Genomic DNA, 23,998 nt, shown 5'->3' on the forward strand with positions numbered 1-23,998 from the left:
CCCGGCCGGCCACACCCGTCGCCCTCGTCCGGGCACCCACCACTCGCCCCTCCTGACTCGCGCTGATGGCACGAGGCGCGACAGCATGGAGGGAGGGCGGTCGACTGCGGCTGCCCGCACAGGAGGCGTCACGGATCGTGAGCAGGCAGCGCTTTGCGTTCTGCGGGGCTGAGCTGGCCGCTGTCTACGTGCTCTCCGACGGCCGCAAGGAACTCCATCTGGCCGAGATGACCGGAAACCGCTCCATGCTCTACGGACTGCCCGCGGTCCTCTCCGTGGACGGGCACTCCCCGGCCGCCGAGGCCTACCGCTCGGGCCGCCCGCTGTGGCTGACCCCGAAGGCACTCGCCGCGTACGTGGAGGAGGACCCGCACCACTTCCCCGGCCGAGTACGGGACGACGCCGTCAGGACATCGCCGGCCACACTCTCGCTCGGCGCCCTGCCGCTCGGGCACGGCGCCAAGGAGCTGGGCTGCCTGATCGTCGCCGGCGAGGTCCCCGACGGGTTCAGCAGCGACCGCCGGAGCCTGCTGGAGCTGTACGCCGACCAGGTCGCCGCCGGGCTCGAATCCGTGGCCGCCCACGCCCCCGGGCGTACGACCCCGCGCCCCGTACTGGGACACACCCTGGTGCCTTTGCGGGGCGGGGCCTTCATCCTGGACCTCGCCTCCGGCCGCATGGAGGCGCACGCACGCGTACTGGAACTGCTCGGCATCCCGCCGGACCAGTTCGCCGGCAACGTGGAGATGCTGCTCGCGAGCGCCGTCCCGGACGACGTCCCCGCGCTCATGGCCATCGTGGAGCCAGACGGACTCACGACGGATCCACAGCAGCTGGCCTTCCGCATCCGCAGGCCGGGAGGTGAGCTGCGCTGGCTGGGCCTGCGGTGCCGGGTGATGACGGACGACGACGGCGCCCCCGTCCGGGTCCTCGGCGTCGTGGCCGACGCCTCCTACCTGCGCCCGAGCGCCGACGAAGTCTCCATCGTGCAGCGGCTGTCCACCAAGCTGGCCGGCGCGACGACCATCAGGGACGTCAGCCAGATCGTCGTCAACTCCCTGCGCGGCCCGCTGGACGCGAGCCGGGTGGCGGTCGCCGAGCTGGAGGCCGACCGGCTGGTGTTCACGGTGCTCGACCCGCCCGAGCCGCGCGCCTGGCCGGACATGTGGCGTTCGGAATGGCGATCGGAGTGGCCGGATGCCTCGATGCACGACCTGCCCACACTGCAGAACGCGATTCGGGAGGGCCATGTGAGCCTGTGGCCGCCGGGCGCGGACCTCGAACCCGCTCTCGCGGGCATCGGGCCCGGCGGGCTGGCGGTCCTGCCGCTGCCGGCGGACGGCCGGATGGTCGGGGTCTGCCTCGTCGGATGGGACGGCGAGCACCGGTTCGGGCCGGAGGAGCGCTCGCTGCTCACCGCCACCGCGGGGCTGGTGGGGCAGGCGCTGATGCGCGCGCACGCGCTGGACGCGGGCCACGAACTCGCCACGATGCTCCAGCGCAGCCTGCTGCCGCGCAAACTGCCCTCGCTGCCCGGCGGGATGGCCGTCGCCAGGTACCTGCCCGCCACCGTCGGGCTCGAAGTGGGCGGCGACTGGTACGACGTCATCCCCCTCAACGACGGCCACGTGGCGCTCGTCATCGGCGACGTGCAGGGGCACAGCGCCGGAGCCGCGACCATCATGGGCCAGATCCGGACGGCCGTGAGGGCCTACGCGGTGGAGCGGCACCCGCCCGACGTGGTCATCGCCAGGGCCAACCGGCTGCTCGTCGGCATGGAGACGGACCTGTTCGCCACGTGTCTGTACGTGGACCTGGACATGGAGGAGGGCATCGCCTGGTTCGTCCGCGCCGGCCACCTGCAACCGATCCTGCGCCACCCGGACGGCAGCGCCGAGGAGTTGGCGGTCGAGGGAGGACCGCCCCTGGGAGTGGTCTCGGACGCCGAATTCCCCATGACGGAAGTCGGTCTGGTCCCGGGCACCATGCTGGCCCTGCTGACGGACGGCATGGTCGAGTCGTCCAACGTCCGTCTGGAGGACGGCATGCGCCGGGTGTGCAACGCACTGGCGATCGCGGACCCCGCCGACCCGGGCATGGTGGCGGACGAACTGCTCGCGGGGGTCAACCGGAGGGACGACGACGTGGCGCTGCTGCTCCTGCGCTACGACGGCACCCGCGTCCGGCCGATGCGGACGAACTGGACGGTCTGGCGGCTCCCCAACGCCGTCCAGCACGCCCGCCGCTTCGCCGCGCGCGCCCTGCGCTCGTGGGGTGTGGAAGAGGAGCTCGACGTCGCCCTGCTGGTGGTGTCCGAGCTGGTCACCAATGCGATCGCCCATACGCAGGGCGAGGTCCGGCTGGATCTGACCCTGTCCGCGGACCGGCTGCGCATCGCGGTGAACGACGCCTCGCCCCGCAGCCCCGTCAAGCCCGCTGCCGTGGACTGGTCGGCGACCGGGGGCCGCGGGATCCTCATCGTCGAGGCGACCACCGCGTCGTGGGGCTCGGTACCGCTCAGCAGCGGCAAGCAGGTCTGGGCCGAGGTCCCGCTCGCGCCGCGCGAGCGGCTCGCCCGGCGCGCGTAGGGGCGCCGGGCGGACTCGGGCGGGGGGGCGGACTCCGGCCGGGCGGGCTCAGGCGAGGGCGGTGACCAGCAGGGCGAAGGCGGCGATGATCACGGCGACGCGGACGTAGTGGAAGCGGTCCCAGCGGTTCATCTGCTGCTTCCAGTCGGCCGGCAGGCCGTCGGCGGTCCACGCCTTGACCCGGTTGTTGATCGGGACGAGCAGGATGATCGACATGACCACGCTGAGGACCAGCAGCGCGGCCGCGGTGACGACGAGGCCGGCGCCGTGCTCGTTCCATCCGGCGACGGCCCATATCGCGGCGAGGACGAGCGAGCCGATGTACCAGAACGGCATCACGGCGCCGAGCAGCCGGGCCCCGTGGGTGCGCCCGCGCAGGCCGTTGTCGCCGGGAAGGCCGCTCAGGATCGGGTTGACGAAGAAGGCGACGGAGAACTCCACCCCCACCATCACGCCGACGGCCACGGTGGTGAAGACCTCAAGTGCGGTGAGCATGATGACCCTCCAGGAATCTAGCGGCGCTAGGTGATGGTTCAACGCTAGACCTACTGCCGCTCGCTTGTCTAGCGGTGCTAGGATCGAATCATGTCGGTACAGGAACGCAAGGAGCGCGAGCGGGCGGGCCGCGAACGTCTCATCGTGGCGACGGCCCGCGAACTCGCCGAGCAGCAGGGCTGGGACGCGGTCACCACGCGCCGGCTCGCCGAGCGCATCGAGTACAGCCAGCCCGTCCTCTACAGCCACTTCCGCGGCAAGCGCGAGATCATCGGCGCGGTCGCCCTCGAGGGGGCCGCCGAGATGGCCGCGGCGCTGCGGGCCGCGGCCTCCGCCGCGGACGGCGCGCGCGCCCGGGTCACCGCCCTCGCCCGCGCGTACCTCGACTTCGCCGCCCGCAACCCGGCGGTCTACGACGCCATGTTCCAGCTCGACGGCGGCCTGGCGTTCGCCCGGGAGGACACCCCGGAGCCGCTGAAAGACGCCTTCGCCGCCTTGCTGGAGAGCCTCGGCGAGGTCGCCGGGGAGGGCGTCCACCCGGCGCTCTTCACGGAGGTGTTCTGGGCGGCCCTGCACGGGCTGGCGACCTTGACCCGGGCGCAACGACTGCCGCCCGGGGACACCGGGCGGAGGGTGGAGCTCCTGGTGGACCGGCTGGCCGTGGTCTGAGGCACCGCCCGTTTCATCGAAGCGTGAGCCGGCCACGGCGGCACGGAACGGCTCGCCGTGGCCCCGGCCCCGTCACCGGGCCGTGCCCGCGCCCGCGCGGCCCGGCTACTTCGTCAGAGCCGCGAGCTCACCCAGGACCCGAGCCGCCGGCGCCGGGTCGACGAGCCACTTCAGGTGGCTGCCCTCCAGGGTGCGGACGTCGTACGGGTTGTCCGGTGTCAGCGCGTCGCCCTCGCGGATCAGCCGGTCCTGCAGGGCGGGCGGCAGGCTCGTGTCGTCGGCCAGGCGGACGTAGGTCCTCGGGATGCGGCCCCAGGTCTCGGCCTGGGCCCGGTCGGCGGAGGTGCCGACGTCCAGGTTCTCGTCCGGCTGGAAGGTGTTCAGGAAGGTCAGGAACTCCTCGTCCGTGCCGTCGGCGAGGAAGGCGGCCTTGAAGGCCGCGAGCGCGTCCGGATTCGCGGTGCGGAAGTTGACGCGGAGCAGACCGAGTTCGGCGGGGTTCCCGGCCAGCGCCAGGGCCAGGGATGCGGCGTCGACCGTGGCCATCTCCGGCTCCGCGTAGTAGTCATTGACGTCGAGGTCGACGGGGCACCAGGCGGAGACGTAGACGATGCGGTCGATCAGATCCGGCCGCGCGTTCGCCGCGGCCGTGGCCGTCACGCCGCCGCGACTGTGCGAGACGAGGATCACCGGCCCGTTCCGCTTGGCCCGTTCGAGGATCCCGATCAGGTGCGCGGCGTTGTCGGCGAGCGTTATGCCCTTGAGCGAGCCGGGCGCGGTGGCGAGCCCCCCGGGATCCTGCGGCGTCTGGTAGGCGCGTGTGTAGGTCGCCTCGAAACCGTGGCCGGGCAGGTCGACGGCGACCGAGCGGTGTCCCAGGAGCCCGAGTTCGGCCTGGAGTGGTGCGAAGGCGAAGGAGTTGGAGAAGGCTCCGTGAACCAGTACGAATGTCGGTTGCATCTGTCTCATCTTTCTGACGTCCTGCGGCATCGGCGGCACGTGCGGCGGTCCCGAACACCCGCCGTGCCGCCCGTACTTCGATGACACAAACCTAATGATCACCAAAGCCCGATGGCAATGATCGAGGTTCGAGGGCGCGGTGCGCTCGGGAGCCCGCCCGGGCACGCATCACTGTTCACCGCCTTCCCCGATGACGCAGATCAAGGCGATGAGTACGAGGAGGGTCGCAGCGAGCCTCCGGACGTCCTCGGCGGCCCATCCCTCCTGCACCGTGAGGACGAGAACGGCGGTGACGGCGTAGGGCCACGAACGGCGCGGCGGCCGGAACGAGTTCGACATGGGGGCACTCCAGGTTCGGTGATCGGCTGAAGACCCAGGCTGCTCCGTGGTCAGATTGTCCGGCCGGGTACGGAGACGCGGTGCAGGTGGCGGGCACGGCATCGGTGACAACACCGGGGTTGTCCGCCGGACAAGTCGGGGGCGGGGTCCATGGCGCGGCCTCTGGGCGAGCTGCGAGGCGAGACGGAGCAGGCGAACGAGCTGGCGCGCTGGCTGAGGAGGGTCACGAACGGAGTCGGTGTCCGCCGGCTGGAGGCGGACTTCCCGTACAGCAAGTCGATGTGGAGCCAGTTCCGCAACGGCAGCCGTCTCCTGCCACGGGATCTCCTCGGCCAGGTGGTGAGCCGCTACCTCCACGAGCCGGCCATGCGACAGCGCCAACTCGACGTGGGACTGCGGCTTCTGGACGCGGCGCTGCGGAGCGCCGACGCGCTCCCCGACCGGGGCACCGAGCTCAGACCCGTCGCCCGTCCGCCGCACCTGGACGCCCTCGCGCAGGCCGCGCTACGGCTCGATGACGCGCGGCTGCGCCAGATGGAGGTGATGCGCCGACTCGCCGACTCGGAGCGGCGCTGCGAGCGGCTAGAGAACCTCGTGACCGCGCTCGAACAGCGTTGCGTGCTGCTGGAACGGCAACGCGATCGGGCACGCGACGAGGTCCGCGGCGAGCTCCAACGCGCGCTGGAGATGTCGGCGGAGTACCGACGACAGGCGAACCACAAGCTGAAGCGCGCACGACTTGCCCGGATGGAGGCGTACGAACTGAGGCTGGCCGCCGAGGCCCAGGTGGCACGAGCACAGTTGGACCTGCCCCGCGACAGCCTGGCCGAAGCCGGGGTCGGCACGGCTCTCGTCCCACCGTCGGAGACCGCGCGGAACCTCGCGTCGCTGGACGGACTGGTCCCCGCGCTGCATGCCATCGACGAAGAAATGGACGAGCACGACCGGGGGATGGACGCGCTCAGGGCCGACATGCGGCTCCCGGCCGCCGACCGTCCGGTGCACGACGCGACCCTCCTGCGCGTCCGGTTGCCCGCAGGCGGCTCGGACGACCGGGACGTAGAGAACGGCGGGGGCGGTCAGGACGCCGGCGGTGCCATGGCATCCGTCTCGCGCTCGGCGACGCCGCGCCGTGCCCGTACCTCGACCGCCGCCCTGGGATGCGCCGCCATGGTGGCCTTGGGGATCACGCTCGCCTGGGACCCGCTCCCCACGACCGGCGGACACGACGCCGGCCGCCTGAAGATCGGCATGGCCGTGGACGCCCCGGGGCTGAGCACGCAGGAGCACGGCACCTTCAGCGGGTTCGAAGTGGCCATGACGGCCCACCTCGCCGAGAGCCTCGGCTTCGCGGACGGTTTCGTGTTGGTGCCGGTGAGTGCGGAGGAGCGGTTCTCGGCCCTCAGGGAGGGGCGGGTGGACATGGTGGTCGCGCACGACGAGATCACGGCCGAGCGCCTGCGGCAGGTGGATTTCGTCGGGCCCTACATGAGGACGTATCACGGGGTGCTGGTCAGGAAGGGGGACAAGCGTGTCTCCTCCTTCGCAGACCTGGCCGGCCGGATCATCTGCACGCGTGAGCATGCCACCGAGCAGGAAGGCCTGATCAAGGGCAGCCATGCGCAGGTCGTGATTCGTCCGAACACGGATCAGTGCATCCGGGCCCTGCGCACCGGCGCGGCGGACGCGGTCCTGGACAACCAGGTGGCCCTGTACGGCTACACGCAGAAGTACGAGGACACCGAGGTGCCGCCGGCCGCGACCGATGGGCAGCCCGTCGGCAGTTTCGGCATCGCGCTGCCGAAGGGGACCTCCGCCGACCTGTGCAAGAGAGTGTTCAGAGCCCTTCAGGAGTACCTGCGGGACCGCTGGGAGGAGGATTTCCGGACCCACCTGCCCAGCGTCGTCCAGGCCTTTCCCACGACATGGAACGCCTTCACCCCGCCCGAAGGCGACATGGAGCAACGCTCCTCCTGCGCCCCCTGAGCCTGCCCCGGTTGCGGCATCCGGCGAGGTGCCGGCCGCACCTTCCGCGGAGGAGCCGGGAGAACCGCACGAACGCCGAGCGGGCCTCTGGTGTCTTCCTGCCATGGCAGGAAGGGGCCGTCACCGGCGAGGATGCCCGACGTGACGACCGACCAGAGCCTTGCGCCCCTCCGTCCGACGCACGCGGTCCCCGTCGTCTTCGGAGCGGGAGCCGCGATCGGAGTGTTGGGCGGGATGATCGGCCTGGGCGGCGCGGAGTTCCGCCTGCCCCTGCTGATCGGCCTGTTCGGGTTCGCGGCGCTCTCGGCGGTCATCCTGAACAAGGCGATGAGCCTGGTCGTGGTGCTGGTCGCGCTGCCGGCCCGGCTGGCCGCGGTCCCGGCCGCCGAGGTGGCGGCCCGCTGGCCCGTCGCGGTCAACCTGCTGGCCGGCAGTCTCCTCGGCGCCTGGGCCGGGGCGAGCTGGGCCGTCCGTATGCGCAGCACCACCCTCTACAAGGTGCTCGCCGCGCTGATGGTCCTCATGGCGGGCGCCCTGGTGCTGACCCACACCACCGCCCTGGACCCCCTCGCCCTGCCGCCCTCGGCACGGATCCCCGCCGGGGTCGCGGCCGGATTCGGCATCGGAGTCGTCGCCGCGATCATGGGCGTCGCCGGCGGCGAGCTGCTGATCCCGACGATCGTGTTGCTGTTCGGCGAGGACATCAAGACCGCGGGAAGCCTCTCCCTGCTGGTCTCCCTGCCGACCATGCTCGTGGCGTTCGCCCGCTACAGCCGCGACGGCAGCTTCGCCGTCGTCGGCGCGCACCTGCGCTTCGCGGCGGTCATGGCGGCGGGATCGATCGCCGGCGCGGTACTGGGCGGACTGCTGCTGGGGGTCTTCCCCGACCTCGTCCTCATCCCGCTGCTGGCCGCGATCCTCCTCGTCTCCGCCGTCAAACTCGCCCGACACGACTGATACCGGCGCGACGGCAGGACGTCGCACCCGGGTGGGCGGGAGCGCCGGCCGCGTGATGGCGGGGGGTGCCACCACGCGGCTCGGGCCCGCTCGGGAACCCGCGCCGCTCACCGCCGCGGACTCCCGTGACCACGCGTATGACCCGTCTCCCCCGGCCCAAACGGTGGCAGCGCACTCTTTCTCGGAGCGAGCTCGCGGTGAGAAACGGGGCGGCCCGGGGGCCTACACGGGGTTGCCGCGCATCGACTCGTCGCGGATCGTGTTGCGGTGTTCCTCGTAGACGAGCCGCGCGTCGTCGCTCGGGAGCGCCTCGGTGGCGAGGCCGCAGGCACACGTCACGACGGTGAGCCCGCAGGGAGTGCGCAGTGCGTGCCCGTCGGGACCGGTCCAGGCTTCACCGGCGGGGTTCTCGTACCGGAGGCTGTGGCGGTACCGGGGCCTGCGGACATGGCTCGGTGTACTGCCCGCACTGCCGGTGCTGTCGGTGCTGTCGGTGCTGGTCAGGTCAACGGTGAAGCGGTGCTCGCTCATGGCTCCAGTGTCGCCGCACGCGGGCGGCACCGGCTGCTCCCGGGTCGCGTCGCCGCGTGCCGGAACGCAGGATGGAGTAGGTGATGACGGTTTTGGTGGTCGGCGTGCCCGACGGGGAGCAGCTCGAGCTCCTGCGCGCGGGCATCCAGCGCAATCCGCACTTCCGGGTCCTGTCGCACGCCCACGACCCCGCCGTCGGTCTCGCGCACGCCCGCCTCCTCCTCCCCGACATCACCGTCCTGTCCCTGCCCGCCGGGCTGGACAGCCTCGACGCGGACCCGGGCATCCTCAGCGTGTTCCGCGGGGTGCGCTCCCTGGACCCGCCGAGCGGGGTGGTGCTGCGGACGGCCGCCGACCGCATGCCCCGTGCCGTGTCCGGCCTTGCCGTCGAGGGCGCCGTCCACGTCGTGCGCGAGGGAGACTCCGAAGCCCTGATGCGGGCCCTGCGTACGATCGGGCTGCGTCGGGCCAGCTGCGACCCCGACGAGATGCCCTGACCCGGCTCGCCGAAACGCCGGCCGGGGTCGGACCCCGGCCGGCGTCTTTGCTGTGCTCCCGTCGGCTCGCGCGTGGGGCTCCGGGCGCTCCGGGCGCTCCGGTCAGACGCTTGCCGGGACGCCGAGCATCGCGGAGGCCTGCTGGAGCGGGCTGAGGGCGCGCGTGGGCGTCTCGGCCCGGGGAAGGCCGTGGCAGGTGAAGCCGAGCTGGGCCATGGCCCGCAGGACTTCGCCGACGCTGAAGTCACGCCGGTCCTGGCGGGTGACCGCCTGGCCGACCTGCTTGACGGGGTAGGTGCGGCGGCCGATGACCACGGATTCACCCGTGACCGGTTCGGGCTTGATGCCCTTCATCGTTTCCAGAACGCCGCTCTTGGTGAGGTCGAACGGGAAGCGGGCGATGACACAGCGCATGATGCCTCACAGGGGGAAGAAGAGTACGGTCCGACCGCGCGGTGGAGCGGTCAGCGTGCGAGGGCGAGACCCAGGCCGTGGCCGTGGGCGCCCGGAACGCCGCCTTGTCCGTCGGCGACGTGCAGGACATCGACGAGGTCCCGCAGCCGAACACGGTCCGTGTACGCGTCGCTGCCGCGGGCGGCGGCCAGTTGGGCCGGGGTGACCAGGCCGATGCACAGGCCGTCCTCGTCACGGACCAGCAGGTGCCCCGCGCGGGCACTGGCCATGACGGACAGGGCCACTTCGACCGTCATGTCGTCGCCGACCTGCGGGCAGACCTGCTCCGCGTCCTCGTCCGCCGCCCGGTGCGCCGGCTGGGCTCCCGCCGAGTGGGATTGCGTCTGGAGCAGCGTCAAAAGGTGCCTCCTGCTGAGATGGGTCGGCTTTCCGATCACCTGGTGCTCAGGCCGCCGTACCGGTGGCGGAGCGCCGCCCGCCCACACGCCGGGTACTCGCGGCGGAACTGCGCCGGCCGCGGGAGGTGGCGCTGCGCCCGGACCGTTCGGACACCGGCGCGGTGATGGTGACGGGGATGCCGGAAGGGGCCTGCGCGCCGGTGATCCTGCTCAGGGATTCCTCGCCCGAGCGGACCTCGGTGGTCTGGGGGACGATCCCGGCGGCGGCCATGAGGCGCTTCATGTCGCGGCGCTGGTTCGGGGTGACGAGGGTGACGACGCTGCCGGACTCGCCGGCCCGGGCGGTGCGGCCGCCGCGGTGGAGGTAGTCCTTGGGGTCCGTCGGCGGGTCCACGTTGACGACGAGGTCGAGGCTGTCGACGTGGATGCCGCGTGCGGCGACGTTCGTGGCGACCAGCACGGTGACGTGCCCGGTCTTGAACTGGGCGAGGGTGCGGGTGCGCTGCGGCTGAGACTTCCCGCCGTGCAGGGCGGCGGCCCGGACACCGCTGCTCAGCAGGTCCTGGGTCAGCCGGTCGACGGCGTGCTTCGTGTCCAGGAACATCATCACCCGGCCGTCGCGCGCCGCGATCTCCGTGGTCGTCCGGTGCTTGTCGGTGCCGTGGACGTGCAGTACGTGGTGTTCCATCGTGGTGACCGCACCGGCCGAGGGGTCCACCGAGTGCACGACGGGATCGGTCAGGTAGCGGCGCACCAGCAGGTCGACGTTGCGGTCCAGGGTCGCGGAGAAGAGCATCCGCTGGCCCTCGGGGCGCACCTGGTCCAGGAGCGCGGTGACCTGCGGCATGAAGCCCATGTCGGCCATCTGGTCGGCTTCGTCCAGGACGGTGATCGCGACGTGGTTCAGCCTGCACTCACCGCGGTCGATGAGGTCCTTCAGGCGGCCCGGGGTCGCGACGACGACTTCGGACCCGCCGCGCAGCGCTCCGGCCTGCTTGCCGATCGACATGCCGCCCACGACGGTGGCCAGGCGCAGCTTCACCGAGCGGGCGTAGGGGGTCAGGGCCTCGGTCACCTGCTGCGCGAGCTCGCGCGTCGGTACGAGGATCAGGGCGAGGGGCTGGCGGGGCTCGGCCCGCTGCCCGGCGGTGCGGGCCAGCAGTGCGAGGCCGAAGGCCAGGGTCTTGCCGGAGCCGGTGCGTCCGCGGCCGAGTACGTCGCGGCCCGCGAGGGTGTTGGGCAGGGTGGCTCCCTGGATCGGGAACGGCACGCTCACGCCCTGCGCGCCGAGGGCTGCCAGCAGCTCCCGGGGCATGTCCAGGTCGGCGAAGGTCTCGACGGCGGGGAGGGCGGGGGTGATCGTCTTCGGCGGAGCGAACTCGCCCTGCACCGCCGCGGGCCGTCGGCCGTGGCCGCCCGAACGGCTCGGGCCGCCGCCCGAGCGGCTGGGGGCGGACGAACCGAAGCGGCTGCTCCGGCCGGAACCGGCGGCGGCGCCGAAAGCGGGGCCACCGGTACGGCTGCGGGTGCGGGCGGAGCGGTTGTTCGTACGTGCGGGGTTCATTCAGAACCTTCCTTGATGCGGCGCGTATCAAGGCATTCCGGCAGCGGAAGAACAGCGCGGGGAATCGCAAGAACGGGCCGAATGGAAATACGGAAGCGGAAACTGGCCGCAGGGAGTGCATGCGGGCACAGGCGCTGAAACAGGTGACGCCGGGGGTGGGATTCCGGTCTGCGTCCTGGTGGGAATCCCGCAGGTCAACCCACTGCGGGAGATGCCTGTAGCTGGGGCCCGCACCCCGAGGGATGCGGGCCCCAGCTACAGAGTGTGCGCCGCCGTCAGGCGGGAAGGATGTTCTCTGCCGTCGGGCCCTTTTGGCCCTGCGCGATGTCGAAAGTGACCTTCTGGCCCTCGGTCAGCTCACGGAAGCCCTGGGCGGCAATGTTCGAGAAGTGGGCGAACACGTCAGGGCCGCCTCCATCCTGCTCGATGAAGCCGAAACCCTTGGCCGCGTTGAACCACTTCACTGTGCCAGCCGGCATGCATGTCTCCTTTGGGGCAGTACATCGGCATCCGCACTGTACGGAGGCCGTGTCGCCGCGATGATGCCCCGCCGGAAAATTTCCGGAAATATAAAGCGCTTCCATCGACGCGGAGGCCGACCGAGACGCTTGAAGTTTTTTGGGTACCAAAACTGCAACTGAGATCGACAGTAGCACGCCGCGGCGGTCAGCGGGCGATGAGGAATTTCCTCCTGTGCCCTGCGGGAGAAGAAATCCCCTCGCGATCACCGTGAAAATCTCGGTCCGCGGGCACGAATATTTGCTCGCCCCGAGCGTGCTGTTTCCCCCGCGGTCCGCGGAATCGGACCGTCACCAGGTCACGTGCAGGGCCTCGGGTGAACGGTGGATGGGGGTGGGGCGCATGGAGGGCGGCGGGCGGCGCGGGTCCATCCGCAGACCGGGCATGGCCTGGGAGAACAGCTCCAGCGTGAGGTGGAGCTGGGCCCGGGCCAGGCGGGACCCCGGGCAATTGTGCGGCCCGTGGCCGAAGGCGAGGTGGCGCCGGTCCGCGGGGCGGCGGATGTCGAAGCGGTCGGCCCGCGCGGACCGGTGCTCGTCGCGGTTGGCGGAGGCGTAGGCCACGAGCACGGCGGCCCCGGCCGGCAGCTTCGTCCCGCCCAGCGTCACGGGCCGCGTCGTGACCCTCCGGAAGCCCTGGATGGCCGGGTCGAAGCGGGCGCATTCCTCCACGGCGGCGGAGGTCAGCGATGGATCGGAGCACAGCAGGAGCCACTGCTCGCGGTCGGCGAGCAGGTGCAGCAGGGCCGTGGAGATCAGCGCGCTCGTGGTCAGGAAGCCGGCGATGAGCAGGTTCTGCAGATTGGCCACGAGCTCATGACGCTGCTCGAGGGTCAGCTCCCCCTCTCCGGGGGCCAAGGCCGCCACGAGGTCCGAGCACAGGTCCGCACGGGGGTGGGCCCGGCGGTCGCGTACGTAGCCGTCCAGCAGGTGCTGGAGCGCCACGACGTCCTCCGCGGCGGCCGCCTGCCCGGGTGGGGTCAACGGGCGGAAGAACAGTTCCTCGGCGCGGTAGCCGCCGTGCACGGCCGGAGGGACGTCGGCGGGATCCAGTCCGATGAGCCGCCCGATGACCAGTCCGGGCAGTCGCCGCGCGTACGCCTCCACCAGCTCGGCCGAGCCGTCCGCGGAGAAGGCGGCCACCAGCTCGCGCGCCTGCTCTCGCGCGTACGGCAGCACCGCCGCGATCCGGCCGGAGGACAGGCCGCGGTTCAGCGGGGCCCGGTAGCGCAGGTGGGCGGCTCCGTCCGAGGAGACCACGGTCGGCCGCGGCCCGAAACCGCGCGGCAGGACGCCGAGCGCGGCCTCCGACAGCGGGACGTCCGGCAGCAGCGCGTTCGCGGAGGAGAAGTCCTCGGCGCGCCGCAGGACTTCCCGTACGTCCGCCTCGCGCGCGACCAGCCAGGCGTCGACCTCCGGTATCCAGGTCAGCCCCTCGGCCTCGCGGGCGAGGGCGTAGCGGGGGTAGGGATCGCGGTAGAACGCTTCCCGGAGCGCCTGCTTCGCCTGCTCCGCATGCTCCGCTTGCTCGTGCCCTGCTGACACACAGCCTCCGTCTCGCGGCCGGCGTCCGGGAGTTCCCGGTGCACCGGGCATCCTGCCCGACCACCGGCCCGTTCGAAAGAGCGCATCGGGACGCCCGCCGGACGGGTGGGCGCGGGCGGGTGCGGACGGGCACGGACGGCAGGGCGCCCCGTCGGGCCGCCGCGCCCGAGCGGGGCGAAACCCCTTGGGGAGCGGCTCACTTGATGCTGTATCCGTCCCACAACGGACCACCGGCGAGGTCCAGCACCTCTGCCACGACCGCGGCGAAGGCCGTCGCGTCCCCGGCGATCGCCCTCGCGGCGGCCTCGGACAGTGCGCCGTGCAGCCCGGGGTCGGCCGCGGCCAGCCGCCGCGACAGCCACTTCCCTCTGCCGAGCCAGTGCCCGCCGACCAGCAGGACCAGCTCCGAGGCACGCTGCAGCATGTGCGCGACCAAGTAGACCCGCTCCGCGGGGTCCGCGCAGCCGCGCAGATCATCGAGCAAGTCGGTCAGCATGTAACGCCGGTGGTCACGCTCACGGTCCGAGAGCGGCGGCGGGCCCGCGGCCCAACGCTTTCGCGCCTCGTCCCGGAGCGAGGCGCCCAGCCCGTCCGCGTCCACCAGGAGCATGCCGTCGGCGCACATCGCGAGCAGCGGCGAATTCCGCTTCGCGGTCTCCTGGTCGGCGAAGCCGTGCCAGACGGCCTCCGTCTGTACGAACAGCTCCACGGGCCAGCCGCGGTGCACCAGGCTCTCACGGCAGGGGGCGGGCGGCCCGTCCAGGAGGACCACGATGTCCAGGTCCGACGTGGGCGTCCGGCGGTCGGTCAGCACGCTGCCGGCGAGGAAGGCCGCCCGGGCGGCGGGAAATCGGTCCCGGACCAGTTCGCGGGCGGTGAGCACGGGGTCATCCATGATCACAGCGTACGTACCGGCGCCGTCAGAACTTCCGGCGCCGGCCGTCCACCGTCCAGCCGTCCCCCGGCTCACGGCGGAGAGCCTCGAGCGCGACGTCCGCCTGCCGCGCGGCCTGCAATCGGGGGCAGGTCCCCGTTTCGTGGTGTAGCGTCCGCGTCAGAACCGGGGAGCCGTCCCCGTTTCAACCGGAGGAGGAACCGCCATGCGTGCGCCGACACTTGAGGAACTCGCGCCCGAGGGGGTCGACGTGACCGCCGACCCGTACCCCGCCTACGCCGCGCTGCGCGAGAAGGGCCACGTACACCGCATCCACGTGCCGGGGAGCGGTGACGTGTGGCTGGTCCTCGGACGCGACGAGGTGCGCGCCGGGCTGACCGACCCCCGGCTGCGCAACGACATACGGCACTCGGCGACATGGGAGAGCGACGGCGGCCACGCCATCGGGCTGAACATGCTGCAGACCGACGCACCCCGGCACACCCGCCTGCGCACCCTGGTCGCACGCGAGTTCACCGCCGGACGGGTCGAGGCGATGGGCGCGCGGGTCCGGCAGATCGCCGACGGACTCCTCGACGCACTCCCGCAGGCCGGGACCGCCGATCTGGTCGCCAGCTACGCCCTGCCGCTGCCTCTGACCGTCATCTGTGAGCTGCTCGGAGTCCCCTTCGCAGACCAACACCTCTTCCATGGCTGGTCGACCGAGCTCGTGGCGCCGACCTCGCCGGCCGCGGCGGCCGCCGCCGGCGGCGAGATGAGCGCGTACTTCGCCGCGCTCATCGCCGCCAAGGCCGGCGATCCCGGTCCTGACCTGATGAGCGCCCTGGTCCTGGCCTCCGCCGCGGAGGACGGGCTCTCCCCCGAGGAACTGCTCGGCATGGCCTTCCTGCTGCTCGTCGCGGGACACGAGACCACGGTCAACCTCATCTCCGGCGGGGTCCTCAACCTGCTGCGCCACCCGGACCAACTGGCCGCGCTGCGGGCCGACGCACGCCTCCTGGACGGCGCCGTCGAGGAGATGCTCCGCCACGACGGGCCGGTCACCGCCGCCGCGTTCCGGCATGCAGCCGAACCGGTGGAGATCGACGGGGTGCGCATACCGGCGGGCGACAGCGTGATGCTCTCCCTCGCCTCGGCCTCCCGCGACCCCCGGTACTTCCCCGATCCCGACCGCTTCGACATCCGGCGCCCCGCTCGGGGGCACCTCGCCTTCGGCCACGGCATCCACCACTGCCTGGGCGCGCCGCTCGCCCGCGTGGAAGGGCGGATCGCCCTGCGGGCACTGCTGCGGCGGCTGCCGGACCTGGAAGTGGCCGTCGACCCCGACACCCTGGTACGCCGCCCGAACGCCATGCTCAGGGGTGTGGCGGCGCTGCCCGTACGGTGGTCGCGCAGGCTCGCCGCGTGACGTCCTTCCCGGCCGTGTGACACCCCTCCTGGTGGCGCCCGCATCCGTAGCGGAGAATGCTCCCCGGTACGTACGAAGACCACCGGCAACGCGAGGAGTGGACATTGACCCCGGGCACGGAACGGCCTGAGCCCGTACGGCGCGACGCGCGGCGCAACCGCGACCTGCTGCTGGCCGCCGCGCACAAGGCCTTCGCCGCCCAGGGCCTGGACGCCCCCCTCGACGAGATCGCCCGCCGGGCCGGCGTCGGAAACGCAACCCTGTACCGGCACTTCCCCTCCCGCGCCGCCCTCATCGACGCGGTCTTCCGGGACGCGCTGCACGAAACCGTCGTGGCCGGAGACGAAGCCCGCCGCTCGGCGGACCCGTGGGCGGGGCTGGCCGACTACCTGGAGGCCGTCTTCACGGTGCTGGCCGCCGACCGCGGGGCGAACGACCTGATGACCACCGCCATCGAGGGCGTCACCTCCCTCGACGGGATCCACGCCCACAACCACGAGACCATCTCCCTGCTGATGGGCCGGGCCCAGCGGGACGGCACGATGCGCCCCGACGTCACCATCGAGGACATGCTCCTGGGCCTGGCGACACTCGGGCGCTCCGTCCCCTCCCTCGCGGCCGCCGCGGCCCCGCACGCCTGGCGGCGGCCGTTGGCGCTGTTCCTCGACGGCCTGCGGGCCGGGGCCCGCCCGACGACGGACCTGCCCGCCCCGGGCCTGACCCCGGAGGACCTGGCCGCGGTCCTCCGCGACCTCGGACCGCACCGCCAAGGCTGAGCGGGGCAGCGCCGGCGCGGAGCGCCACCCTGCCGGCGCGGCTCGCCGCTCGCCGGCCCGCGTCGCCGCCCGCCCGGTCCTCCGTCGCCTGGCATCCTGTCAGGGGCGTCCCCGATGTCCTGTTCTGCCCGCCCGCGGCCTGCGACGTCCCGAGGTGTGCCATGTCCGAAACCTCCGGCGCGGTCCCCCGGGCCGCGCTGACACCCGCGGACGTCGCGATCATGGTGATCGGCATCGTCCTGGGCTTCGGCATCTTCGCGACCCCGTCGCTGGTCGCGACGTACTCGAGCGACGAGGCCTGGTTCGTGTCCCTGTGGCTGCTGGGCGGTCTGGTGACGCTGATCGGGGCGGTCTGCTACGCCGAGCTGGGCAGCGCCCGCCCCGACGCGGGCGGCGAGTACGCCTTCCTCAACGCGGCCTACGGGCGCAAGGTCGCGCTGCTGTTCGCCTGGGCGCGCTGCGCGGTGATCCAACCGGGTGCCATCGCGGCCGCCGCCTTCGTGATGGGCGACTACGCGAACGCGTCCCTGCCGCTCGGGGCCTACGGTCCGGGCCTCTACGCCCTCGTCGCGATCACCGTCTTCACGCTCGTCAACCGCGTGGGCATCACACCCGGAAAGCTGACCCAGCGATGCGTCGAGGTCGTCGTCGTCCTCGCGCTCGTCACCATCGTCGTCTCGGCGTTCGCCACGACGGCTCCGGCATACCGCCCGAGCACTCCACAGGAAACGTCGGTGGCGGGTGTGGGCCTCGCCATGATGTACATCCTCCTGACCTACGGCGGGTGGAACGAAGCCGCCTATCTGTCGGGCGAACTCCAGGACGCCCGGCACAACATGGCCCGCGCCCTGGTTCTCGGCGTGCTGGTCGTCATCGCCGTGACCCTCGCGATCAACCTCGCCTATCTGCACGTGCTGGGGCTCCAGGGGATCCGTGACAGCGATGCCGTCGGCGCCGACATGATGCGCGCCGTCGCCGGCGACACGGGGGCCACGGTGCTCAGCGTCGTCGTCATGCTCTCCACCCTGACCACGCTCAACGGCCTGATGATCACCGGGGCCCGTTCGTACTACGCGCTCGGCCGGGACGTGGCCGCGCTGCGCTCGATCGGCACCTGGAAGGAACGCGGTTCGACCCCCGCGAACGCGCTCGTGCTCCAAGGCGCGGTCTCCGCGGCGCTGGTCGTCTTCGGAGCCGTCACGCGCGTGGGGTTCCGAGCGATGGTCGCCTACACCGCGCCGGTGTTCTGGTTCTTCATGTTCCTGGTCGCCCTGTCGCTCTACGTCTTCCGCGGGCGGGAGCCGGCCGCCGCGCCGCACTATCGGGTGCCGCTCTATCCGGTGACCCCGGCGCTCTTCGCGCTCAGCTGCCTCTGGGTGCTCTGGTCCAGTCTCTTCCACGCCGGATGGGGGGCCGTTCTCGGCGTCGCGGTGCTGCTCACCGGTACGCCCTTGCTGTTCCTCAAGCCCACCCGGCCTTCGTGAGGCGAGGGGGAGCGCAGGCAGCCGTGCGGGCGCGGGACCGGTCTACGCCGCACGGCCCCGCCGCTCAGGGGACCGTCACCCGGGCGAGGGCCCAGGAGGTGTGGTCGAACGCCGAATTGGCGTTGGCGTCCTCGACGACCAGGTGCAGCAGCTTGACCCCGCGTACGTCGACGTCCACCGGTACGGGACCGCCCGCGCCGGTGAGCTTGCCGGTGGTGAACAGCACCTTGCCGTCTCCCCGTACCGTGGCCTTCGTCGCGCCGGTGGCGGCCTGCTTCGTGGAGAAGTCGTCGATGCCGACCAGCGCGGTGAAACGGTCCGCCGCTCCGCCGAGGTGGTAGACGATCTCGGAGGGGGCGTGGACGCCGAGGCCCTTGGCGTAGGTCACTCCGCCGAACGAGATCGGCGTGCCGTCCCCGGCCGCGTTGCGCCCGTTGGAGCGGTCGCGTTCCACCGGACCCCATCCGTTGGCGGCCGACACCCATTCGAGATCGCTCAGGTAGGCATCGGCCACCGGCGCCGCCGGCACCGTGGAGACCCGTTCCGGGGCGGAGTAGCGCAGCGGACCGGTCGGCGACTGCGCCGCTGCGTCGACGGTCAGCGGCCACTGCGCTCCGGGGGCGGCCGTCGCCGGCGGTGTGACCCGCCAGGTCGTGGTCAGCGCGGCCCCGGCGGGCAGCTGGTCCCGGCCGGTGGCGGTGGTCGCCTGGACCTGCCAGCCCGCCGGGGCGCGCAGCGCGAGGAGTGCTCCCGTCCACGGCTTGGCCGACCCGTTGGCGAGGGTCGCCGTCACCGTGAAGACCTGACCGGGCACGGCCGGCCCTTGGACCTGCGCGCGGACCCCGAAGGGCCCCCGGACGTACGTGTCCACCCACGAGGAGCGCATGAGGGCGACCAGCCCGGTGACCACGGACGGGTTGGCGGCGGCGACGTCGCGCTTCTCACCGGCGTCGGAGGCGAGGTCGTACAGCTCGACCTGCCACTGTGCGTCGGGCAGCGCGTGGTCCCTGACGGGCGCGAACCGCACCGCCTTCCAGTTGTCCTTGCGCACCGCCTCGGCGAGCCAGGTGGCGCGGCCGCCGTCCTCGGCGTTGGCGCGGCTGGTGACGCCGCGTTCGTCCCGGTACCAGTACAGGTGGTTGTGGCGTGCGGCGTTCGGGCTTCCGGCGAGCAGCGGGGCGGCCGACAGTCCGTCGATGTCGGCCGGTGCGGGCGCTCCGCCGAGCTCCGCCAGGGTGGGCAGCACGTCGGTGAGCGAGGTGGGACGGTCGCTGGTCCCCGCCCCGATCCGGCCCGGGGACCAGGCGATCAGCGGGACGCGGATGCCCCCCTCGTAGAGGTTGCGCTTGTAGCCGCGCAGCGGGCCGTTCGCGTCGAACAGGTCGGGGTTGACCCCGCCTTCCTCGTGCGGGCCGTTGTCGCTGGTGACGAGGACGACGGTGTTCTCGGCGATGCCCAGCGCGCGCAGCCGGTCGGTGACCTTCCCGACGAGCGTGTCGAAGTAGGTGATCTGGGCGGCGTGGCCCTTGTTCTGCTGGGTCCAGCCGCGGGAGGCGTAGGCGCCGACGTCGGGGATGTCGCTCGGTGCGTGCGGCACGGTCGGTGTGAGGAAGAGCAGGAAGGGCTCGGCGGCGTGGTCGCCGATGAAGTCCAGTGCGCGCTGCTCGATGAGCTGGGGGGCGTAGGCGCCCTTCGCCCCGCCCGCGTTGGCGGCGATCGTCTCCTTCGCACCGTTGTGCCAGAGGTACTGCGGGTAGTACTCGTGCGCGTGCCCGTGGTCGATGTATCCGTAGAACTCCTCGAAACCACGGGAGTTGGGGTGGCTGGGCTGATCACCCTCCTCCGGCCCGAAGCCCCACTTCCCGATCACCGCGGTCCGGTAGCCGCGGGCGCGCAGCACCTCGGCGAAAGTGGTGTCTCCGGCCTTCAGCGCGCCGGGGGCGCCGTCGGGATTAGCCCGGACGGCGGAGTGCCCGGTGTGCAGGCCGGTCAGCAGCGAACAGCGGGACGGCGCGCAGACGGCGGCGGTGGAGTAGGCGTCGGTGAACCTCAGGCCCTCGGCGGCGAGCCGGTCGATCCGCGGGGTGGTGATCAGCTTCTGCCCGTACGCGCCGAGGTCGCCGTAGCCGAGGTCGTCGGCGAGGATCACCACGAGGTTCGGCGTGGCCGTACCGGCGCTCGCGGCGGCGGCCTGGGCTGCCGCGGGCGCCGCGAGGGCTTCCGGCGCGGCCGGGAGCGCGGCCAGGCCGAGCGTGGCCGCGGACCCGGCGATGAAGTGGCGGCGGGTGGGCATGGGGGCTCCTCGGCTCTCGCGGACGGGGTTCGATCATGCGGAAGCCGCCGGCCCGGTGGCCATGCACACGGCATTAAAAGCGTGTGACGGCCGGCCCGGCTCCTCGCCTCGCCTGGATGGGTGCGGTGTCCCGACCGGGTTCGTGTCCCCATCGGATCTTGATCGTTTTAGCGGACGGTCGTGGAACGTGAGATGCCGTCGTGACGGGGGCCTGTGATGCGTTGTGATCTGTCGACGTGGGCGTGGGCATGGGCGTGGAAGCGAGTGCGCCGCCGCCTGTTGAAGTCTTTGGTGAAGGGTTACGCGGCCGTGCTGCTGCGGCAGCCGCTGTGGGACGGACGCGGGGTGGCAAGGCCTTGCGGCCGCTACGGTCCCGCGGAGGGAACGGCGTTGCCGTTCGTGCTGCTCGGAGACTCGTCCGCGGTGACCGTGGGAGTGGTGGAGAGACAGGACACCGTCGGTGCGCAGCTGGCCGGGATGCTGGCCGCACGGCTGGAGTGCGCGGTGGAGCTGGAAGTGCTGGCCCGGGCGGGCGCCACGACGGCGGCGCTGGGACGGCAGGTCCTGTCGGTGACCGGGCGGAGCGCACCGGGCGCACCGGGCGTGGCGTTCGTTCTCATCGGCGGGAACGACGTGATGCTGCCGGCCCCGGTGAGCCGGTCCGCCGTCCGTCTGGGCCGCTACGTACGGGAACTCCGGGGCGCGGGGTGGGAGGTGGTCGTGGGCTCGTGCGCGGACATCGGCGCGGCTCCCGCCCTGCGCCGCGGCGCGGCGGCGGTGGCTTCCGTCCGCTCGCGCCGGCTGGCCCGGCTCCAGTCCGCCGCCGTGCTGGCCGCGGGCGGGCGGGTCGTCGCCCTGGAGACCGACGCGTTCCGCCGGTGGCCGGTCCGGCTCTACTGCCCCGACGGTTTCCATCCGTCGCCGGCGGGCTACCGCGTCTACTTGCGCATGGCCGGCTCCGCGGTGGTGGCGGCGGGCGAGGCCCGCGTCGCCGGCCTGATCCGTCGGCGGACGCTCGTACTTCCCGGCGGGCTGCCCGCCGAGGAGGCATCAGGGCTGGCGGGGGCCGTGCGGGGGCCCGTATGACCGCAGGGCGGTACGGGGCCTGGGCGGCCTGCGCGGTGACGGGCCTGGCCGTCTTCCTGTGCGGACTGGACCACTTGGTGCTGCTCACCGCGCTCACCGCGATCCGCTCCGACCTCGGCCGGGGCGCCGACGCGGCGGCGGCCGGCTGGTTCGTCAACGCCTATCTCGTGCCGGTCGCCGTCCTGCCCCCGCTGGTGTCCCGGTTCGCCGTACGGGTCGGGCAGCGGCGGCTGTTCATCGCGGCGCTGCTCGTCTTCACCGCCGGTTCCGCGGCGGCCGCGTGTTCGGCCACCGCGGGCTGGCTGACCACGGCCCGCGCGCTACAGGGCACGGGCGCCGCGGCGATCACGCCGCTGAGCCTCACCCTCGTGGCCGCCGCCGTGCCGGCACACCGGCGGCCCGTGCTGCTCGGGGTCTGGGGCGCTCTGGGCGGGCTGGCCGTGGCCGTCGGCCCCTTGGTGGGCGGCGCAGTCGTCCAGTGGGGCGGCTGGCAGTACGTGTTCTGGCTCAACGTCCCGCTCGGCTGCCTGCTCGCCGCGGCGGCGCGGGTGTTCCTGCGGGAGCCGCCTCGCGCCCCGGCGGCGGCCCCGGCGACGACCGGGTTCCGGCCGATGGCCGGCCGCTCCCGCGGTCTGCCGGCGGTGCACGCCTGCGGGTTCCTGATGCACGCCGGTGTTTTCGGCACGGTGTTCTGGCTGGCGCAGTTCCCCCAGGCCGTCCAGGGCCACAGTCCGTGGGACGCGGGCCTGCGGATCCTTCCCTGGACGGCCATGCCGCTGGTGGTGGCTCCCCTGGCCGGGCTGCTGATGGGCCGTACCGGGGCGCGGCCCGTCCTCGTGTCCGGCGCCCTGCTGACCGCGATGAGTTCCGGGTGGTTCGCCCTTCTCCTCGATGCGCGGTCCCCTTATGCGGTGCAGCTGCCGGGTCTGCTCGCGGGCGGGGCCGGGATGGCGCTGTTCTTCGCGGCGGCGCCCGAGGCGCTCTTGGCCAACGCCCCGGACCGGTCCGTGTCCGCGGCCTCGGGGGTCAACAGCGCCGTCCGGGAGGTCGGTGCCCTCGCCGGGGTCGCCGCTTCCACCGTCCTCTTCACGCGCGTCGGCTCCACGGCGGGCCCGGCCGTCTTCGCCCATGGCCTGACTGCGGTCCTGTGGGCCGGAGCGGCCACCGCCGTACTGGCGCTGCTCGCCGCGGTCGCGATCGGCCCGGCCCGCACCCGTACCCCCGCGGCACCTCCCGACGGTGCGGTCGCGACGGAGGCGCCCGTGACGGCGCGTCCGGCAGTCCTGTGATGGACGACGGCGCGGGTCGGAACAACCGCACGGGGCGGGTCTCGGCCCTTGCGGCCGAGACCCGCCCCGTGCGGGGTTTGAGCTCAGGCCGTGACCATCGGAGTGTCCGCCAGAACCTTCTCGACCACGTCGGCGGCGGCCTCGGCGCCCCCCGCCTCGTCGATCTCCCGCCGCAGCCCCGCCACGGCGCCCGCGATCCGCGCGTCGGCCGCGACCGCCTGCACCGCCTCCCTCAGGGCCTGGGCCGTCGCCCGCTCACGCGGCAGGTGCAGGCCGACCCCCAGCCGCTCGACCTGGGCGGCGTTGACCCTCTGTTCCGCCATCTGCGGTACCACGACGACGGGCACGCCCAGCGAGAGCGCCTCCATGAGGCTGCCCATCCCGCCGTGCGTGACGAAAGCCGTCGCGGACGCCAGGACGTCGAGCTGGGGAACGCTCGCGTGCACCTCGAACCCGTCTCCCACCGCGCCGAGCCCGGCCGCCGCCACCTCGGCGCCCACACTCATCACGACGTGCCATCCCAGGCCTTCGAACGCCTGCAAGCAGGACCGGTAGAACTCCGGACGCTTGTTGAACTGCGAGCCCAACGACACGTACAGCACCGGCTTGCCGTTGTCCGGCCGCCGCCAGCGCCCCTGGAAGGACCGGTCGGAGATGGCCGGACCCACCCAGTGCGCCTCCCCCGCACGCACCGTCCGCGGCAGCCTCTGGAACGAGCGGGGGAAGAAGGCGATCGTCCGCGGCGGCGCCAGGGTCAGCGCATGGACGCCGCCGGGCACACCGAACTCGTCCAGCGCTCCGGCGAGTTCGGGGAACCCGGGAATCTGCGCGATGTCGTCGAGCCCGAAGAACTCCTTGACCAGACCGTCGTACGGGATGTGCGTGGGAGCCAGCTGGATGGCGGGGACTCCCCAGCGAGCCGCCAGCAACGGCCCCGCCCACGCGTACACATCGGACAACACCACGTCCGGCACGTCGTGCCCGAACGCCTCCTCCAGCTGTGGCAGCGCGGCAACGTTCACCACGACCGCCCCGGTCACGCCCACCGCCATGTCCTCGGGCGCCTCACCCACATCGGGCGCGTCGTAGAGCACGGGAACCGCGCCCACCGCCCGTACGTCGTCCGCGAACTCGGCGGTGACCGCGTAACTCACCCGGTGGCCACGGCTCACCAGTTCCCGTACGACCGCGAGGGTGGGAATCACGTGGCCGTGCATCGGCACGTTGAAGACGGCCACATGGCGCGCCCGCGCCTCGCCGCCGGCCGGAACATCCCGCATAACCATCACTCCAGATTCTGCCGTGA

At 72.6% G+C, this 23,998-nt stretch carries 22 protein-coding genes; 10 read left to right on the forward strand and 12 right to left on the reverse strand.

Annotated features, from left to right (window positions below):
* The first annotated feature begins 65 nt into the window (after window positions 1-65).
* Entirely contained in the window at window positions 66-2,588 is a 2,523-nt protein-coding gene (locus tag ACFYZS_RS34205) for a SpoIIE family protein phosphatase (protein WP_389021385.1), read from the forward strand.
* Window positions 2,589-2,636: 48 nt separating this feature from the next.
* Here ACFYZS_RS34205 and ACFYZS_RS34210 read toward each other — a convergent pair whose 3' ends face one another.
* Window positions 2,637-3,083, reverse strand: a complete 447-nt coding sequence (locus ACFYZS_RS34210) for an anthrone oxygenase family protein (RefSeq protein WP_389021388.1) — start codon at window positions 3,081-3,083, stop codon at window positions 2,637-2,639.
* Window positions 3,084-3,173: 90 nt separating this feature from the next.
* On the opposite strand from ACFYZS_RS34210, the gene ACFYZS_RS34215 reads away from it, so the two are divergent.
* Window positions 3,174-3,752, forward strand: a complete 579-nt coding sequence (locus tag ACFYZS_RS34215) for a TetR/AcrR family transcriptional regulator (protein WP_389021390.1) — start codon at window positions 3,174-3,176, stop codon at window positions 3,750-3,752.
* 105 nt (window positions 3,753-3,857) lie between these two features.
* Here the strand turns inward: ACFYZS_RS34215 and ACFYZS_RS34220 are convergent, their stop codons facing one another.
* Together ACFYZS_RS34220 and ACFYZS_RS34225 are read right to left on the reverse strand one after the other, a co-directional pair.
* The gene (locus tag ACFYZS_RS34220; RefSeq protein ID WP_389021392.1) at window positions 3,858-4,712 is read right to left on the reverse strand and encodes an alpha/beta hydrolase; all 855 of its coding nucleotides are present in this window, start codon (window positions 4,710-4,712) and stop codon (window positions 3,858-3,860) included.
* A 168-nt stretch (window positions 4,713-4,880) separates the two neighbouring features.
* Complete coding sequence (locus ACFYZS_RS34225) at window positions 4,881-5,051, reverse strand: hypothetical protein (protein ID WP_389021394.1); 171 nt, start codon at window positions 5,049-5,051, stop codon at window positions 4,881-4,883.
* A gap of 150 nt (window positions 5,052-5,201) precedes the next feature.
* Here ACFYZS_RS34225 and ACFYZS_RS34230 point away from each other — a divergent pair, with 150 nt between their 5' ends.
* Together ACFYZS_RS34230 and ACFYZS_RS34235 are read left to right on the forward strand one after the other, a co-directional pair.
* The gene (locus ACFYZS_RS34230) at window positions 5,202-7,037 is read left to right on the forward strand and encodes a transporter substrate-binding domain-containing protein (RefSeq protein ID WP_389021396.1); all 1,836 of its coding nucleotides are present in this window, start codon (window positions 5,202-5,204) and stop codon (window positions 7,035-7,037) included.
* A 132-nt stretch (window positions 7,038-7,169) separates the two neighbouring features.
* A complete protein-coding gene (locus tag ACFYZS_RS34235) occupies window positions 7,170-7,994 on the forward strand; it encodes a sulfite exporter TauE/SafE family protein (RefSeq protein ID WP_389021398.1) in 825 nt (274 codons plus the stop codon).
* A gap of 222 nt (window positions 7,995-8,216) precedes the next feature.
* Here the strand turns inward: ACFYZS_RS34235 and ACFYZS_RS34240 are convergent, their stop codons facing one another.
* Window positions 8,217-8,525, reverse strand: a complete 309-nt coding sequence (locus ACFYZS_RS34240) for a hypothetical protein (protein WP_389021401.1) — start codon at window positions 8,523-8,525, stop codon at window positions 8,217-8,219.
* Between the two features lie 83 nt (window positions 8,526-8,608).
* Between ACFYZS_RS34240 and ACFYZS_RS34245 the strand changes: the two genes are divergently transcribed.
* Entirely contained in the window at window positions 8,609-9,022 is a 414-nt protein-coding gene (locus ACFYZS_RS34245; RefSeq protein WP_389021403.1) for a hypothetical protein, read from the forward strand.
* Window positions 9,023-9,124: 102 nt separating this feature from the next.
* Here the strand turns inward: ACFYZS_RS34245 and ACFYZS_RS34250 are convergent, their stop codons facing one another.
* The 6 genes from ACFYZS_RS34250 to ACFYZS_RS34275 all read right to left on the reverse strand — a co-directional run bounded on the left by ACFYZS_RS34250 (window position 9,125) and on the right by ACFYZS_RS34275 (window position 14,356).
* Window positions 9,125-9,436, reverse strand: coding sequence for an SCO5918 family protein (locus tag ACFYZS_RS34250; RefSeq protein WP_389021406.1), 312 nt, complete (start codon window positions 9,434-9,436; stop codon window positions 9,125-9,127).
* A 50-nt stretch (window positions 9,437-9,486) separates the two neighbouring features.
* The gene (locus tag ACFYZS_RS34255) at window positions 9,487-9,834 is read right to left on the reverse strand and encodes a CBS domain-containing protein (RefSeq protein ID WP_389021408.1); all 348 of its coding nucleotides are present in this window, start codon (window positions 9,832-9,834) and stop codon (window positions 9,487-9,489) included.
* 46 nt (window positions 9,835-9,880) lie between these two features.
* Window positions 9,881-11,398, reverse strand: coding sequence for a DEAD/DEAH box helicase (locus tag ACFYZS_RS34260; RefSeq protein ID WP_389021410.1), 1,518 nt, complete (start codon window positions 11,396-11,398; stop codon window positions 9,881-9,883).
* Window positions 11,399-11,673: 275 nt separating this feature from the next.
* Window positions 11,674-11,877, reverse strand: coding sequence for a cold-shock protein (locus ACFYZS_RS34265; RefSeq protein ID WP_389021412.1), 204 nt, complete (start codon window positions 11,875-11,877; stop codon window positions 11,674-11,676).
* A 330-nt stretch (window positions 11,878-12,207) separates the two neighbouring features.
* Entirely contained in the window at window positions 12,208-13,461 is a 1,254-nt protein-coding gene (locus tag ACFYZS_RS34270) for a cytochrome P450 (RefSeq protein WP_389021415.1), read from the reverse strand.
* Between the two features lie 196 nt (window positions 13,462-13,657).
* Window positions 13,658-14,356, reverse strand: a complete 699-nt coding sequence (locus tag ACFYZS_RS34275) for a nucleotidyltransferase domain-containing protein (protein WP_389021418.1) — start codon at window positions 14,354-14,356, stop codon at window positions 13,658-13,660.
* A 205-nt stretch (window positions 14,357-14,561) separates the two neighbouring features.
* Here ACFYZS_RS34275 and ACFYZS_RS34280 point away from each other — a divergent pair, with 205 nt between their 5' ends.
* The 3 genes from ACFYZS_RS34280 (at window position 14,562) to ACFYZS_RS34290 (ending at window position 18,024) form a co-directional block, all read left to right on the forward strand.
* Window positions 14,562-15,764, forward strand: coding sequence for a cytochrome P450 (locus ACFYZS_RS34280; protein WP_389021421.1), 1,203 nt, complete (start codon window positions 14,562-14,564; stop codon window positions 15,762-15,764).
* 104 nt (window positions 15,765-15,868) lie between these two features.
* Window positions 15,869-16,540: a TetR/AcrR family transcriptional regulator gene (locus ACFYZS_RS34285; RefSeq protein WP_389021424.1), complete on the forward strand. Its 672-nt coding sequence runs from the start codon at window positions 15,869-15,871 to the stop codon at window positions 16,538-16,540.
* 161 nt (window positions 16,541-16,701) lie between these two features.
* Window positions 16,702-18,024, forward strand: coding sequence for an APC family permease (locus ACFYZS_RS34290; protein WP_389021426.1), 1,323 nt, complete (start codon window positions 16,702-16,704; stop codon window positions 18,022-18,024).
* A 64-nt stretch (window positions 18,025-18,088) separates the two neighbouring features.
* Here ACFYZS_RS34290 and ACFYZS_RS34295 read toward each other — a convergent pair whose 3' ends face one another.
* Window positions 18,089-20,317: a sulfatase-like hydrolase/transferase gene (locus tag ACFYZS_RS34295; protein ID WP_389021429.1), complete on the reverse strand. Its 2,229-nt coding sequence runs from the start codon at window positions 20,315-20,317 to the stop codon at window positions 18,089-18,091.
* Window positions 20,318-20,533: 216 nt separating this feature from the next.
* Here ACFYZS_RS34295 and ACFYZS_RS34300 point away from each other — a divergent pair, with 216 nt between their 5' ends.
* Both ACFYZS_RS34300 and ACFYZS_RS34305 read left to right on the forward strand, forming a co-directional pair.
* On the forward strand, window positions 20,534-21,403 hold the full coding sequence (locus ACFYZS_RS34300; RefSeq protein WP_389021431.1) for an SGNH/GDSL hydrolase family protein: 870 nt from the start codon (window positions 20,534-20,536) through the stop codon (window positions 21,401-21,403).
* Entirely contained in the window at window positions 21,400-22,692 is a 1,293-nt protein-coding gene (locus ACFYZS_RS34305; RefSeq protein WP_389021434.1) for an MFS transporter, read from the forward strand. The genes ACFYZS_RS34300 and ACFYZS_RS34305 overlap by 4 nt, the downstream gene beginning before the upstream one ends.
* Before the next feature lie 83 nt (window positions 22,693-22,775).
* On the opposite strand, the gene ACFYZS_RS34310 is transcribed toward ACFYZS_RS34305, so the two are convergent.
* Window positions 22,776-23,972, reverse strand: coding sequence for a macrolide family glycosyltransferase (locus tag ACFYZS_RS34310; RefSeq protein ID WP_389021436.1), 1,197 nt, complete (start codon window positions 23,970-23,972; stop codon window positions 22,776-22,778).
* Between the last annotated feature and the right edge of the window lie 26 nt (window positions 23,973-23,998).

It is taken from the genome of Streptomyces sp. NPDC001903 (assembly GCF_042891345.1).
Classification (GTDB): domain Bacteria; phylum Actinomycetota; class Actinomycetes; order Streptomycetales; family Streptomycetaceae; genus Streptomyces.

Coding starts and splice junctions, on each gene's coding strand:
- ACFYZS_RS34205 (WP_389021385.1), top strand. CDS start 66: ATGGCACGAGGCGCGACAGCATGGAGGGAGGGCGGTCGACTGCGGCTG.
- ACFYZS_RS34210 (WP_389021388.1), bottom strand. CDS start 3,083: ATGCTCACCGCACTTGAGGTCTTCACCACCGTGGCCGTCGGCGTGATG.
- ACFYZS_RS34215 (WP_389021390.1), top strand. CDS start 3,174: ATGTCGGTACAGGAACGCAAGGAGCGCGAGCGGGCGGGCCGCGAACGT.
- ACFYZS_RS34220 (WP_389021392.1), bottom strand. CDS start 4,712: ATGCAACCGACATTCGTACTGGTTCACGGAGCCTTCTCCAACTCCTTC.
- ACFYZS_RS34225 (WP_389021394.1), bottom strand. CDS start 5,051: ATGTCGAACTCGTTCCGGCCGCCGCGCCGTTCGTGGCCCTACGCCGTC.
- ACFYZS_RS34230 (WP_389021396.1), top strand. CDS start 5,202: ATGGCGCGGCCTCTGGGCGAGCTGCGAGGCGAGACGGAGCAGGCGAAC.
- ACFYZS_RS34235 (WP_389021398.1), top strand. CDS start 7,170: ATGCCCGACGTGACGACCGACCAGAGCCTTGCGCCCCTCCGTCCGACG.
- ACFYZS_RS34240 (WP_389021401.1), bottom strand. CDS start 8,525: ATGAGCGAGCACCGCTTCACCGTTGACCTGACCAGCACCGACAGCACC.
- ACFYZS_RS34245 (WP_389021403.1), top strand. CDS start 8,609: ATGACGGTTTTGGTGGTCGGCGTGCCCGACGGGGAGCAGCTCGAGCTC.
- ACFYZS_RS34250 (WP_389021406.1), bottom strand. CDS start 9,436: ATGCGCTGTGTCATCGCCCGCTTCCCGTTCGACCTCACCAAGAGCGGC.
- ACFYZS_RS34260 (WP_389021410.1), bottom strand. CDS start 11,398: ATGAACCCCGCACGTACGAACAACCGCTCCGCCCGCACCCGCAGCCGT.
- ACFYZS_RS34265 (WP_389021412.1), bottom strand. CDS start 11,877: ATGCCGGCTGGCACAGTGAAGTGGTTCAACGCGGCCAAGGGTTTCGGC.
- ACFYZS_RS34275 (WP_389021418.1), bottom strand. CDS start 14,356: ATGGATGACCCCGTGCTCACCGCCCGCGAACTGGTCCGGGACCGATTT.
- ACFYZS_RS34280 (WP_389021421.1), top strand. CDS start 14,562: ATGCGTGCGCCGACACTTGAGGAACTCGCGCCCGAGGGGGTCGACGTG.
- ACFYZS_RS34290 (WP_389021426.1), top strand. CDS start 16,702: ATGTCCGAAACCTCCGGCGCGGTCCCCCGGGCCGCGCTGACACCCGCG.
- ACFYZS_RS34295 (WP_389021429.1), bottom strand. CDS start 20,317: ATGCCCACCCGCCGCCACTTCATCGCCGGGTCCGCGGCCACGCTCGGC.
- ACFYZS_RS34300 (WP_389021431.1), top strand. CDS start 20,534: ATGCGTTGTGATCTGTCGACGTGGGCGTGGGCATGGGCGTGGAAGCGA.
- ACFYZS_RS34305 (WP_389021434.1), top strand. CDS start 21,400: ATGACCGCAGGGCGGTACGGGGCCTGGGCGGCCTGCGCGGTGACGGGC.
- ACFYZS_RS34310 (WP_389021436.1), bottom strand. CDS start 23,972: ATGCGGGATGTTCCGGCCGGCGGCGAGGCGCGGGCGCGCCATGTGGCC.